Source organism: Polaromonas sp. P1_G1 (genome assembly GCF_056405595.1).
Window position 1 is genome coordinate 1 of record NZ_JBFUBU010000014.1, and the last position, 14,543, is coordinate 14,543.

General features: G+C 64.8%; 2 protein-coding genes. Both read right to left on the reverse strand.

What is annotated here, in order from left to right:
• Positions 1-222: 222 nt before the first annotated feature.
• On the reverse strand, positions 223-12,633 hold the full coding sequence (locus AC1D1Y_RS08760; RefSeq protein ID WP_477682000.1) for a YDG domain-containing protein: 12,411 nt from the start codon (positions 12,631-12,633) through the stop codon (positions 223-225).
• A 1,008-nt stretch (positions 12,634-13,641) separates the two neighbouring features.
• The gene (locus tag AC1D1Y_RS08765) at positions 13,642-14,460 is read right to left on the reverse strand and encodes a LuxR C-terminal-related transcriptional regulator (RefSeq protein ID WP_477682001.1); all 819 of its coding nucleotides are present in this window, start codon (positions 14,458-14,460) and stop codon (positions 13,642-13,644) included.
• Positions 14,461-14,543: the final 83 nt, after the last annotated feature.

The following is a 14,543-nucleotide window of genomic DNA, read 5'->3' on the forward strand; positions in this document are numbered from 1 at the left end:
TAGCGAGACCCCGCCTGAACCGAGCACCGCAGGTTGCCCGCAGCGAAGCGAAGGGACGCAGCAACCAGGGTCGCCTTTTCTTTTGCTTACTTTTCTTTTGGCGAAGCAAAAGAAAAGTGAGTAGCCGCCGGGCTACCCCCGGCCAACCACCCTCAGCAGAGAGAACCGAAGAGAGCGCGCTCCGCCGGAGCAAGACCCGGAGCAGGCCCCAACCCAACAATCCTATTTGTCGTCGCTATTGCCGGCGTCGGCAGCAGCAGCCGAAAGCGCATCGGCCGCGGCGCCGCCGCCGAAACCACCACCCCCGCCACCACCACCTGCGGCGCCACCGCCACCACCCGACGAAGCCCCCAGCCCCGCCACCGCCTGCAGCGCGCCGTCATAAGCCCCCACCAGCGCGGCATTGCCCAGCGCGGCAGTGCTGGCGTTGGCGGTCGTGATGCTGAGCGCGCCATCGACAAAGCCCAGCGCGTAGTTGCCCGAGATGGAGCTCAGCCCGCCCGGCGTGATCAGGTAACTGCCCGCCGCGACGGCGCCCTGCGAGGAGCCGCCATAGGCCAGCGCGCCGCCGATGTCGGCCTGCGAATCGCCCGCCACAAAACCGTTGTAGCTCACGCCGTTGCCGCCGCTGTAAGCCCTGCCATCGTAGTTCTTGTTGTCGTTGTTGGCCGTCACCGTCAGCGCCTTGGGCGTGATGTCCGCCGTGGTCGCCGTCGTCGTGTTCAGCAAGTTGTAGTTGCCGGCGTCGCTGCCCGAGGTGCTGATGCCGTTGACGCTGACCACTTTTCCGCTACCGGCGTTCTTGTCGGCAAAGGAGGCGGAACCCGCGATGCCCAGCACGTCGCCGGCCACGCGGTTGTCGCCGTAGCCCACGGTGGCGGCCGTCGTGCCGTCATAGACCTTGTTGACACCGGTGGCCGTGACCGTCAGGTCCGCCTTGTTGATGGTGCTGGTGGTGTTGTTGGCATAAGTGACGCTGTAGTTGCCGTTGTTCACGCCGTCGCCCACCGTCACGCCCGTGGTTGTCACCGTCTTGTTGCCGGCGCCGGCATTCTTGTCGGTAAAGGCAAACGTACCGCCCGTCAGGCTATCGCCGCTGAACAGCGTGCCTGCCGTCACGGTGGCCGTACCGGCCGCCGTGGTGTTGCCGTCATAAGTCTTGGTGACGTTGCCCGTGCCCACCGTCAGGCTGGCCTGGGTGATGCCGGCCTGTTGCGTGCCGCCGGTAAACGTGTAATTGCTGGCCAGCCCGCTGCCGTCGGTCAGGCTCAGGCCGGTAACAGTCAGCGTCTTGTTGGCGCCCACGTTCTTGTCGGCCATGGTGGCCGTACCCGCGAGGCCCAGGGTCTCGCTGCCCACCAGCAGGCCGAGGTTGAGAACGCTGGCCGCCACGTTGGCCGTTCCGTCATACGTGCGTGTACCCGACAGGCTCACAGCGAAGGGGTTGATGGTGCTGGTGGTGTTGTCGGCGTAGGTGACGTTGTAATTGCCGTTGTTCACGCCGTCGCCCACCGTCACGCCGCTGGTTTGCACTGTCTTGTTGCCGTTGCCGGTGTTCTTGTCGGTGAAGGCAAAGCTGCCGCCCGAGAGGCTGTCGCCGCCGAACAGGCTGCCGGCCGTCACGGTGGTCGTGCCCGCGGCCGTCGTGTTGCCGTCATAGGTTTTGGTGACGTTGCTGGTGGACAGCGTCAGGCTGGCCTGGTTGATGGTGCTGGTAGTGTTGTTGGCATAGCTGACGTTGTAGTTGGCATTGTTGACGCCGTCGCCTACCGTCACGCCGCTGGTCGTCACCGTCTTGTTGCCGGTTCCGGCATTCTTGTCGGTGAACGCGAAGCTGCCTCCCGTGGCGCTGTCACCCGCGAACACCGTGCCCGCCGTTACCACCGCAGCTCCGCTGGCCGACAGGCCACCGTCGTAGGTCTTGGTGACGTCGTAGGTCGACAGTGTCACGTTGGCTTTATTGATGGTGCTCGTCGTGTTGTTGGCGTAGCTGATGTTGTAGTTGCCGTTGTTCACCCCGTCGCCCACCGTCACGCCGCCGGTCGCCACTGTCTTGTTGCCGCTGCCGGCGTTCTTGTCGAGGAAAGAGAACGCGCCGCCCGTTGCGCTGTCGCCCGCAAACACCGTGCCTGCCGTCACAACCACCGCGCCGGTGGCCGAGAGCCCGCCGTCATAGGTCTTGGTGACGCTGCTGGTCGACAGCGTCAGGTTGGCCTGGTTGATGGTGCTGGTGGTGTTGTCGGCGTAGGTGACGTTGTAGTTGTTGCCGCCGTTGCCGTCGGTCACCGTCACACCGGCCGTGGTCACCGTCTTGTTGCCCGTTCCGGCATTCTTGTCGGTGAACGCGAATGTACCGCCGCTCAGGCTGTCGCCGCTGAACACCGTTCCGCTGGCCACGGCAGCGGTACCTGCAGCACTGAGCGTGCCGTCATAGGTCTTGATGACGTTGTTGGTGGTCAGCGTCAGGTTGGCCTGATTGATGGTGCTGGTGGTGTTGTCCGCATAGCTGACGTTGTAGTTGGCGTTGTTCACGCCATCACCCACCGTCACGCCCGCCGTCGTCACCGTCTTGTTGCCGCTGCCGGCATTCTTGTTGGTGAAGGCGAAGCTGCCGCCCGTGGCGCTGTCACCCGCGAACACCGTGCCCGCCGTCACCGTGACCGTGCCGGCTGCGCTGGTCGTGCCGTCATAGGTCTTGGTGACGTCAGAGGTCGACAGTGTCACGTTGGCCTTGTTGATGGTGCTGCTGGTGTTATCGACGTAGCTGACGTTGTAGTTGCCGGTCACATCGGCGTTGCCGCTGTCCTTGATGGTCAGGCCGCTGGCCTGCACCGTCTTGTTGCCGACACCGAAGTTCTTGTCGGTAAACACCTGCGTGGCCGCGGCGTTGACCGACTCGCCTGCACCAGCGCCCGCCAGTGTGCCCACGGAACCTGTTCCCGTGGCACTCAGCGTGCCATCGTAGGTCCTGGTCACGCCGGTGGCCGTTACCGTCAGGTTGGCCTTGTTGATGGTGCTGGTGGTGTTGTCGGCGTAGATGACGTTGTAGTTGGCGTTGTTCACGCCGTCGCCCACCGTCACGCCCGCCGTGGTCACCGTCTTGTTGCCCACACCAAAATTCTTGTCGGTAAAGGCGAAGCTGCCGCCGGTCAGGCTGTCGCCGCCAAACAGCGTACCGGCCGCCACGGTCGCTGTGCCGGATGCGGCCACCGTGCCATCGTAGGTCTTGGTCACGTTGCTGGTCGACAGCGTCAGGTTGGCCTGGTTGATGGTGCTGGTGGTGTTGTCCACATAGCTCACGTTGTAGTTGGCGTTGTTCACGCCATCGCCTACCGTCACGCCGGCCGTCGTCACCGTCTTGTTGCCGTTGCCGGCATTCTTGTCGGTAAAGGCAAAGCTGCCGCCCGTGGCACTGTCACCCGCGAACACCGTGCCCGCCGTCACCACCACCGTGCCGGCCGCCGAGAGGCCGCCGTCGTAGGTCTTGGTGACGTCGGAAGTCGACAGGCTCAGGTTGGCCTTGTTGATGGTGCTGCTGGTGTTGTCAACGTAAGCGATGTAGTAGTTGCCCGACACGTCGGCATTGCCGCTGTCCTTGATGGTCACGCCGCTGGCGCGCACCGTCTTGTTGCCGGTACCGGCGTTCTTGTCCAGGAAGGCCTGGCTGCCGGCGGCATTGACCAGCTCGCCGGCGGCCGCGCCGGCCAGCGCGCCCACCGTGCCTGTGCCTGTCGCGCCCAAGGTGCCGTCATAAGTCCTGGTCACGCCAGTTGCTGTGACCGTCAGGTTGGCCTTGTTGATGGTGCTGCTGGTGTTGTCCACATAGGCAATGTTGTAGTTGCCTGTCACGTCAGCGTTGCCCGAATCCTTGATGGTCAGGCCGCTGGCCTGGACCGTCTTGTTGCCGACGCCGAAATTCTTGTCGGTAAAGACCTGCGTAGCGGCGGTATTGACCGACTCACCGGCACCTGCGCCGGCCAGCGTGCCAACAGAACCCGTGCCCGTGGCAGCGGTCGTGCCGTCGTAAGTCTTGGTCACCCCGGTCGCCGTGACCGTCAGGTTGGCCCGGTTGATCGTGCTGGTGGTGTTGTTGGCGTAGCTGACGTTGTAGTTGGCATTGTTGACACCGTCACCCACCGTCACGCCCGCCGTCGTCACCGTCTTGTTGCCGCTGCCGGCGTTTTTGTTGGTGAAAGCGAATGTGCCGCCCGTGGTGTTGTCACCCGCAAACACCGTACCTGCAGTCACGACCACAGCACCAGCCGCCGAGAGGCCGCCGTCGTAGGTCTTGGTGACGTTGGATGTCGATAGCGTCAGGTTGGCCTGGTTGATGGTGCTGGTGGTGTCATCCACGTAGGCCACGTTGTAGTTGCCCGTGACATCGGCATTGCCACTGTCCTTGATGGTCACGCCGCTGGCGCGGACCGCCTTGTTGCCCGTGCCGACGTTCTTGTTCAGGAAGGCCTGGTTGCCTGCCGAATTCACCAGCTCACCCGCCGCGGAACCGGCCAACGCACCCACGGTGCCCGTGCCAGTCGCGCTGGCGGTGCCGTCATAAGTCTTGGTCACGCCTGTGGCGGTAACTGTCAGGTTGGCCTTGTTGATGGTGCTGGTCGTGTTGTCAACATAGGCAATGTTGTAGTTGCCCGTGACATCCGCGTTACCGCTGTCCTTGATGGTCAGGCCGCTGGCTTGAACCGTCTTGTTGCCAATGCCGAAGTTCTTGTCGGTAAAGACCTGCGTGGCGGCGGTATTGACCGACTCACCGGCACCGGCGCCTGCCAGCGTGCCGACGGAACCCGTGCCTGTGGCGCCGGTCGTGCCGTCGTAGGTCTTGGTCACACCCGTCGCCGTCACCGTCAGGTTGGCCCGGTTAACGGTGCTGGTGGTGTTGTCCACATAGCTCACGTTGTAGTTGTTGCCCCCGTTTCCATCGGTCACCGTTACGCTGGCCGCTGTCACCGTCTTGTTGCCGGTGCCGGCGTTCTTGTCGGTAAAGGCAAAGCTGCCTCCACTCAAGCTGTCGCCGCTGAACACCGTGCCGCTGGCCACTGCAGCGGTACCTGCAGCACTGAGCGTGCCGTCATAGGTCTTGGTGACGTTACTGGTGGTGAGCGTCAGGTTGGCCTGGTTGACGGTGCTGGTGGTGTTGTCCGCATAACTGACGTCGTAGTTGGCGTTGTTCACGCCGTCGCCCACCGTCACGCCCGCCGTCGTCACCGTTTTGTTGCCGCTGCCGGCGTTTTTGTTGGTGAAAGCGAATGTGCCGCCCGTGGTGTTGTCACCCGCAAACACCGTGCCCGCTGTCACCGTGACCGTGCCGGCCGCGCTGGTCGTGCCGTCATAGGTCTTGGTGACGTCGGTGGTCGACAGGGTCAGGTTGGCTTTGTTGATGGTGCTGGCCGTGTTGTCGACGTAGGCGATGTTGTAGTTGCCGCTCACGTCGGCATTGCCGCTGTCCTTGATCGTTACGCCGCCGGCGCGCACCGTCTTGTTGCCGATGCCGAAGTTCTTGTCAAGGAAAGCCTGGTTGCCGGTGACATCGACTACCTCGCCCGCTGCCGCGCCAGCCAGCGCGGCAACGGTACCCGTACCGCTGGCGCCCAAGGTTCCGTCGTAGGTCTTGGTCACCGCATTGGCCGTCACCGTCAGGTCGGCCTTGTTGATGGTGCTGGTGGTGTTGTCGACATAGGCAATGTTGTAGTTGCCTGTGACGTCGGCGTTGCCGCTGTCCTTGATGGTCAGGCCGCTGGCTTGCACCGTCTTGTTGCTGCCCGCGTTCTTGTCGGTAAAGACCTGCGTGGCGGCGGCGTTGACCACCTCGCCTGCGCCGGCGCCTGCCAATGCGCCGACCGAGCCCGTGCCCGTGGCGCCCAGCGTGCCGTCGTAAGTCTTGGTGACGCTCGTGGCCGTGACCGTCAGGTTGGCCTTGTTGATGGTGCTTGTGGCGTCGTCCACATAAGCAATGTTGTAGTTGCCGGTCACATCGGCATTGCCGCTGTCCTTGATGGTCACGCCACTGGCCCGCACCGCCTTGTTGCCGCTGCCCGCGTTCTTGTCGAGGAAGTCCTGGCTGCCGGCGGCGTTGACGACTTCGCCGGCCGCCGCGCCGGCCAGCGTGGCAACGCTGCCCGTACCCGTGGCGCTGGTCGTGCCATCGTATGTCTTGGTCACACCCGTGGCCGTCACCGTCAGGTTGGCCTTGTTGATGGTGCTGCTGGTGTTGTCGGCATAGCTGACGTTGTAGTTGTTGCCGCCGTTGCCATCGTTGACCGTCACGCCGGTGGTGGTCACCGTCTTGTTGCCGGTACCCGCGTTCTTGTCGGTGAAGGCAAAGCTGCCGCCGCTGGCGGTATCGCCGCCCAGCAGCACCGTACTGGCTGTGGCGATGGCGGTACCCGCGGCAGAGGTGGTGCCGTCGTAGGTCTTGGTCACGTTGCTGGTGCTCAGCGTCAGGTCGGCTTTGGCGATGTCCAGCCCGCCGCCGATGATGTCGTAGCCCTGCTGGCCCGAGTAATAGCCCGTGGCATGGCTGCCCGCGTTGCGCGCGCTGGCGTTGCTGCCCAGCACGCCCGACGTGGCCGTGGTAGCGCCGGTTTGTATGTTGCCGTTGTAGGTCACGCTGGTATTGGCCAGGGTCAGCCCGGTCATAAAGCTGCGCAGCAGCGGGCCTGTGTTGCCCTCATAGGCGCGCCAGGTAGTGCCGTCGCCGCCCACGTTACTGGCGTTCCAGCCTGCGCTGGTAAAGGTTGCTGCGCTGGTGAACTCCGCGTTGGTCAGGCCGCGGCTGAGGCCGTCAACCGTGCTGCCTGGCTGGACGTCACCAATACCGGGGGTTGCGCCGTCGCGCCAGAAGGACGCCGTAACGCTTCCGTGGTTCAATTGACCGATAAGTGAGCCTACGGAGGTCGAGCCAGTGACCGCGCCTGTGGCGTAGCTGTTGACAAGGTTGGCACTAGAACTAGTGGATACGCCTGTCAGTCCACCAACGTAATAGGTGCCAGTGACACTGCCTGTGGCGTAGCTGTTGCTGATCGTGCCCGCGTTTTCGCCAACCAATCCGCCTACGTTAGTGACGCCGCTGACACTGCCCGTGGTATAGCTGTTGCTGATCGTGCCCCAGCTTATACCTGCCAGCCCACCTACATCGCTGTGGCCGGTGACACTGCCACCCACCAAGCCGACGTTGGCAATAGCGCTAGTATTAGCGGTCCAGCCAAACAGACCTACGAGGATTTGCCCGGGGCGATTGATGGTGAGGTTGCTGATGGTTTTGCCGTCGCCGTCAAAAGCGCCGTAAAAGTGAGTTATGCCGCCGCCGATCGGACTGAAGCCCGCACCACCGTTCCAGTCCACCGTACCTGTTGCGTCAATGTGGTTGACCAGCTTGTAGTTTTTGTACTGCATGCCATCTGAGCCTGCACCTTGCAGGCCGTAGATGTCAGTGATCCGGTAGGCCGTCCCGGGGCTCCCGCCGTCGCCGCCCAGCGCGCGCACAAAGGTGCCGCCGCTGATGCGGAAATCATTGGCGACGAACGAGGGCAAGGTGCCGATCTGGCTGAAGGTGCCGGCCTTGAGGTCGAACACGCCCGTGACGTTGATGGCCGCCGGCGCGCTGATGCTGCCCTGCGCGCTGAGCGCCAGGCCCGCCGCGTCAATCGCGCTGTTCAGGTTGATGCCGCCGGCCGTGGCCGTGAGGCTGATGTTGTCATTGGTGGACGCAAAGGCATTGCCCACCGTGACGCCCGAAGCCGAGCCGGACGTGAGACTGACGTTCTGCGCCGAGCCGCTGTCGGTGCTGATGCTGTAGTTGGCGGTGTCTATCGCATTGGCGGTGCTGATGCTGATGTCGCCCGTGGCGCCGGTGGTGGACAACGTCTGCAGGCCGCTGACATTGGTGCCCAGCGCGATGCCGTTCTGGGACGAAGCCGTCAGCGTTGTCGCCGTGACATTGTTGTCGGTACCATTGGCGTCGGTGATCGCGCCGGCCGCGGCCGTGAGCGTCACGCCCGAGCCTGACACGGTTTTCACGTCGAGGTTGCCGGTCACAGCCTCCAGGTAAACCGCACCTGTGGTTGAGACGTTCTCGATGCTGCCGCCGGCGACCAGCAACGCATTGATAGTCCCGGAAGTGCTGGTAGCGGTCAGCGCCGCCGCATCAGCGAGCAGGTCGATATCGCCGGCGGCACTGGCCGTGAGTGCGCCGGCCGTCACCTGGCCTGGGCCCGTGATGCTTCCGCTGCCGGCCGCGAGCTGCACGGCGCGTGTGGCGTTGCTGACGGTGCTGTTAAGCACCAGGTTGGTGGCGCCACTCAAGGCCAAAGTGCCGTCGGCCACGCTGACGGGCGCCAACACGGTCAGCTGGCCGGCCGTGGTGCCCACGGCAACATTGCCGGTGCCCGTGGTCGACACGCCGTTGATGGCGCCGCCGGGCACAGTGCCGCCCGCGAAGGTCACCTGGTCGATCGCCAGCGCCTTGTTGTTGCTGATGCCTATGCCGGCGCCGGCCACGGCCGAGAGCGTGTTGACGCTGGTGTTGACCGTGTTGTCGCCGCCCGCGCCGTCGCCGATGTAGCCGCCGGCCCGCACGGCCAGATTGTTGCCGGTCAGTGCTGTCGAGACATCGGCCTGCTGGACATTCGCGCCGGCTGAAACGTAAATGTCGCCGGTAGTGGTCTGGGCATTTGCGTTGCCCGAGAAGATGACGTCGCGCCCGGCTTCAAGCCGGATATTGCCGTTGATGGCCGAGAGCACGCTGCTCGCGTTGATAGTCAGGTCGTTTCCGCCGCCCGCGCTCAGGCTGATGTTGCCGGCGCCGTTGCGGCCCAGGCCGTTCACGGTGAGCGCGCCGTTGCTGGTGGCGATGTCCAGGTCGCCCGTCGTAAACAGGTTCTGCACCTGGGTGCCGCCCAGGCTCACATTTCCGCCGCCGAAGATGACCCGCGTGTTGCCCGCGCGGTTGGCGACGACGCCTGTAGCGTTGCGCGCCGTCCCCGTCACCGGGATGATGCCCAGCCGCTGGCTCAGGTCGCCGGCGCCCGTGCCCGCGCCTATGCCGCGGTTGGCCGTCACGGCGACCGTCAAGCCATTGAAATAACTGCCGGGCACCTGCTGCACATAGCCGTCCGTGGCGGTCACGATCACCGCCTTGCTCAAGCCCGCGGCGCCGCCGGCCAGGCCGTTGCCGCCCGTCGCGTCGATGCCGCCTATCGAGACATTTTTGTTGGCGCCGAGGGCCCCAATCGTCACCGTCACAGCGCCGCCCGCGCCGCCGGCATTGGCCAAAAGGGTGCCGCCGCCCAAGGCATTGCCGCCCTTGGCGTTCACACTGCCGGCGAGGCTCACGTTGCCGTTGCTGGTCGTCATGCTGACGTTGCCCGCGGCACCTATCGAACAAATGGCGTTATTGCTGCAACCCGCATTTTCAACATAGCTGGAAACACTGCCGCTGCCGGTGATGTCGGCATTGGCACCCGTAGTGGTGATGCCAACCGTGCCGCCTGTGCCTGACACGATGGTCGCGCTGCCGTAGTTGGTATTGACCCGGTTGAGCGAACCCGCGCCGCCGTGCGCATCGAGGTTGCCGAACTGGATGGTGGCGCCCGCGCCTACCGTGCCCAAGGTGACATTGCCGGCATTGCCGCCGTTGCTGCCGGGGTTGGAGTTGGCGACGTACCTGCCGCCCCAGGTGCTGATAGCGCCCGTGGTGATCGATGCCGCGCCCGTGCCGGCCGTGGTCACCAGGACGGTGCCGCCGCTGCCGCCATTGCCGATGTAACCCGCCGAGCCGCCCTGGGCGGTGAGGTTGCCCACGCTGATGGCGCCGGCGCCGGTGCTGCCCGTATTTCTCAGCGTGATGTTGCCGCCGTTGCCGCCTGTGCCGAACATCCAGGCAAAGTTGCTGCCGCCGCCGGCGCCGCTGCCGCCGTTGCTGAGCACATTGCCTGTAATGGCGATGCCGGCGCCGGCGGCTGCCATGGTCACCGACACGTCGCCGCCGCGGCCGCCGGCGACGCCGGCGTTGCCCGTGGTGCTGCCCGCGTTGGCGCTGCTGCCCTGCGCGGTCAGGTCGCCGGTGACGCTGATAGAGCCGCTGTTGGCGCCGCTGGTGCTGAGCGTGATGTTGCCGGCGTTCGAGCCGTTGGTGTCGGTGCTGCTGGCCGCGCCCGAGGTCACGATGGCGCTGCCGCCGCTGCCCGACGCCGTCAGGGTCCGGCCGGCGGTGACGGCCACGTTGGCGCCCACCGTGGACACCGTCGCTGCCGTTTGCGCATAGTGGTCATCGGCCGCCAGTGTGATGGTGTTGGTGATGCCGCCGGTGGTGCTCACCGCTTTGTTGAGCGTCAGGTTATCGGTTGCGCCGCCGGTATCAACTGTAGCCAGCGAGATCGCGCCGCCCGTGCTGCTCACGCCGACAATCGAGCCGCCATTGGGAGGGGTCATGCCCTGGAAGGTGACCGTATCCACCGTCAACGCACCGGTGTTGCTCACCGAAATCGCACCCGGCGCCACCGCCGAGAGCGTGTTCACCTGGGTATTGAGCTTGTCGTCACCGGCCACCGCGGCGGCGCTGTTGCCGATATAGCCGGTCGATCGTATGGAGAGCTTGTCGGCGGTGACAGCAATGCCGGTGCCGCCCTGCTGGATATTGCGCCCCCCCAGATAGACATCACCCGTAGCGTTGATGGCGCCCGTGCCGTTGAAGATGATGTCCTGGCTGCCGCTGAGCTGCACGTAGCCGCCAACAATGGCGGAACCGTTGCCGACGGTGATGTCCCGGCCAGTCAGTTTCACATTGCCGCCGTTGGTGTTGATGGCCGCGCCGTTGGCGAGGCTGACATCGCCTGCGCTGGCAATGGCATTCACAATGAGCGCGCCATTGCTGCTGCTGATCGACTGGTTGATGGCAATGTTGTTATCGGCGAGCAAGGCCAGCGTGCTGGTGTTGGGGCCGGTATAGGTCACAGCGTCAACGACTGTGATGTTGCCCGCGCCCGCACCGTCCGGGTTGTTGGTGGTAATGACGACGTCGTTGTTGGCCAAAGCGGCCGTGAGGGACGCGGTGGTCAGCAACGAATCGTCCACCGCGCCGCTGGCGGCAAAGGGCTGGCCCGCGCCGCCGTCGGCACTGCTGTCGCCCACGGCATAGCCCGCAGCGGCATCCGCGCTGGCGTTGTCGACGGCGATCCAGATATTGGTGGGGTCCAGCAGCAGCGTGCCCTTGTGGCCATTCGCCGCAGAGGTGTCCACCTCACCCTTGAAAGCCAGCAGGCCCTTGCCTGATACCTCGACAAAGCCGCCGTTGCCGCTGTTGGCGCCGCCCTTGGCCGAGATGCTGCCGTTGTAGCGCGTGGTGCCGTCCGACCAGACAATGACCTTGCCGCCGTCGCCGGTGCTGATGGCGTCCGCCGTCAACTTCACGTCCGCGCCCACAAAGGTGGCGGAGGCATTTTTGACCGCGGCATTGCCACCCTGGAAGTCGCCGCCTACCAGCGCGGTGCCGCCGCCGGCGTCGCCGGACACATCGACTTTGGCCGCATCAAACAAGCCCACCTTGTCGCCGGTGATTTGTACTTTTCCGCCCAGCTCACCCGCGCCCTTGCCGCTGGCGTCCAGCGTGCCGCTCACATGCACCACGCCGCTGTCGCCGCCTTCCAGGCGGATCACGCCGCCCTGGTTGTTCAGGGTCTTGGCCTCTATGACACCCGAGTTGTTGACCACCGTGCGCAGCAAGGCGTCTGTGGCGCTGGCCGTCAGAATGACCTGGCCGCCGTCAGCCTTGATCAGGTGGCGGTTGTCGGCCAGCGCATTGATGGCGGCCTGGTCGATGCTGTAGCCCAGCAGGTTGCCGTTGTCGATATTGAGCGTGACCTTGTTGCCCGCCGCCAGCAGAGCTGTGCCCAGCGTCGCGCCTATCACGCCTTCGTTGCGCACCTCAGGCGCCAGCAGCGCGATGTAGCCGCCGTTCGCCGCCGTCAGCACGCCCTGGTTGACGACGGAGCCCGAAGCACCCGAGCCGGTGAACACATGGTTGCCGGCCATGAAGTCGGCATTGCTCATGTTCAGGGTCGAAGCCACCAGCCCACCGACATTGACCTGCGAGCCGGCGCCAAACAGCACGCCGTTCGGGTTCAGGATAAACACCTGGCCGTTGGCCGTGAGGCTGCCCAGCAGCTCGCTGGGGCTGCTGCCGGTGATGCGGTTCAGCGCTATCGCCGCCGCATTGGGCTGGTTGAACCGCAGCGCCTCGTTGGCTGCGGTGGACAAACTGGTCCAATCAATCGCCAGGCGCTGGCTGGCCTGGTTGATGGTCGTGGTGGTGCCCAGCGTGGAGACACTGCCGCTACCCGCCGACACGCTGGCATTGGCCGCATCAGCCGCGCGCGCTTCATGCGTGAGCACCACCAGCGAAGCAAGCAGCACCAGCGCCGCGCGGCAGGCGGTATTGAGCCTGAAGCCTGCGCCTCCACTCTCTCCTCCTTCATCCGCCTGAACGTCATCCCACTGCACGCTGCCGCGCGCCGAGCCGCCCTTGCCGCGCCCTTTGGCGTTTTCCGCCACGGCCACCCACAGGCTCAATGCGGCATTCCAGACGAGGCGGTAGATGCGGTTCATGCTGGCGTGGCTTTTCATGGCAATGGCTTTCCGAAAAAATGGGTCAAGGGCGAGTACTTCACACAGGCGGCGCGAAGACATGCGCCGCGCGCGTCTGTGACAAAACGTGTAAATCGTAGGAGTCCGCCAGCCGCCTGTATGTCCCTAGTTCTGGGGACGCGGCGGCGCCGGCCATGGTGAAAATTCACATTGCGGGCCGCGCACTTACTGCATTGAAGCGGCACATCACCCGGTAGAAAAAGCACGGGATTCGCTTGCATGCGGGCGATTTTCTGTAACCGGGTTCAGCCCGGCAACTACTGCGAATGCAGTAGTTGCCCAAGCACGCCGCCGGGGCTTGTCGCCAGTTTTGGGGACAAGCTGAGGAGCTGGGTCTTGTGCCGGCTTGCACGCCTGCTCCCTTTGCTGGGAGTTGCTGGCCGGGGGTTGCCCGGCGGCAAGTAACTTTCTTTTGCTTCGCCAAAAGAAAGTCACCAAAGAAAAGGCGACCCGCAGTCTGGGTCCCCTACGCTGCGCTACGGGGCAACCTGCGGTGCTCGAGCCAAGCGGGGTCTGGCTAAACTCGCTACGCTGCGCTTCGCTCAGACAACGCCAGCCCTGATCCGCTTGTCTCTGCGCTCCTCGGCCCAGCCAGGACGGGGCAGTCCGAATACAAGAAAACCAATACCAATACCAATACAAACAAGGACTCGCCACGGCGAGTCCTTGTGGTTTTCGGTATTTGGATTTGGTATTCCTTCCCCACCCCTTGTGGATGCGCCGAGGAGCGCAGGGCCAGACGGATCAGGGATCGCGTTGTCTGAGCCGAAGGCGAGTTTAGCGAGACCCCGGCTGGACCGAGCACCGCAGGTTGCCCGTAGCGAAGCGCAGGGACGCAGCAACCAGGGTCGCCTTTTCTTTGCTTACTTTCTTTTGGCGAAGCAAAAGAAAGTGAGTCGCATGCCGGGCGACTCCCGGCCAGCAACCCTTAAAAGAGGGCGGAGAAGGAGCAGAGGCAGAGAGGGAGAAAACACCACTGTTAAGCGCTCAACCCGGGCTGTAGTAGCCGCGCCGCACGGCGCAGGCGGTGATCTCGGCCGCGTTGCGCAGCGAGAATTTATCCATCAGATTTTGCCGGTGCGTGCGCACCGTGAGCACGCTGATGGCCAGCAGCTTCGCGATCTCGCGGTTGCTCAGGCCGCGCGCCACCAGCGACATGATCTCGCGTTCGCGCGGCGTGGCCGCCAGTGCCTCACCGGCCGCGTCCATGCGCAGGGAGCGCGGCAAAAAGACCGCTGCGATGCTGCGGCTCACGTGCTGCCGGCCGGCCAGCACCGCCTGCACCGCGCGCATCAGTTCGGCGCCGCCCTCGCTTTTGTGCGCATAACCGTCGGCGTCCGCCAGCAGCGCCCGCCTGAGGGCGCCGGGCTGCAGCTCGCCGGTCAGCACCAGCACCTTGACGGCTGCGCCGAAACCGGCCTTGATGGCGGACACGATGTCCAGGCCGTGGGCGTCCGGGCCCATGTCCAGGTCCAACAGCACCAGCCGGGGCAGGAGCCGGTTCACCAGCGGCACTACGGCCTCACCGTCGCCGGTTTCGGCCATGACCTCAAAGCCGTCCTGTCGGGACAGCAGCACCCTGAGACCGTCGCGCATCAGCGCATCGCCTCCGGCAAGCAGGACAGTGGTGGGGCAGCAGTTCAATCCAGCGTCTCCAGGCCAGGGCAACAAGGACACGGCCCCGCGCCGCTTGAGGCTTGCCCTACTGTGGCAAAGGGCCGGTGAACTGTCTGTCCCCAGTTCTGGTGACACCGCTGCAAGGCGCCGCGCCGCGGAACGGGCCGCCGCCAGCGCCTGCTTCTCCACGCGCCGCGAGCCCCCACCCTACCCTCCCCCAGCGGGAGCAAGAGAGGCTTGACCCCTTCCCCCTCTGGGGGAAGGTTGGGATG

Excerpts from the sequence above, each read along its gene's own strand:
- AC1D1Y_RS08760 (WP_477682000.1), bottom strand. The coding sequence starts at position 12,633 with ATGAAAAGCCACGCCAGCATGAACCGCATCTACCGCCTCGTCTGGAAT.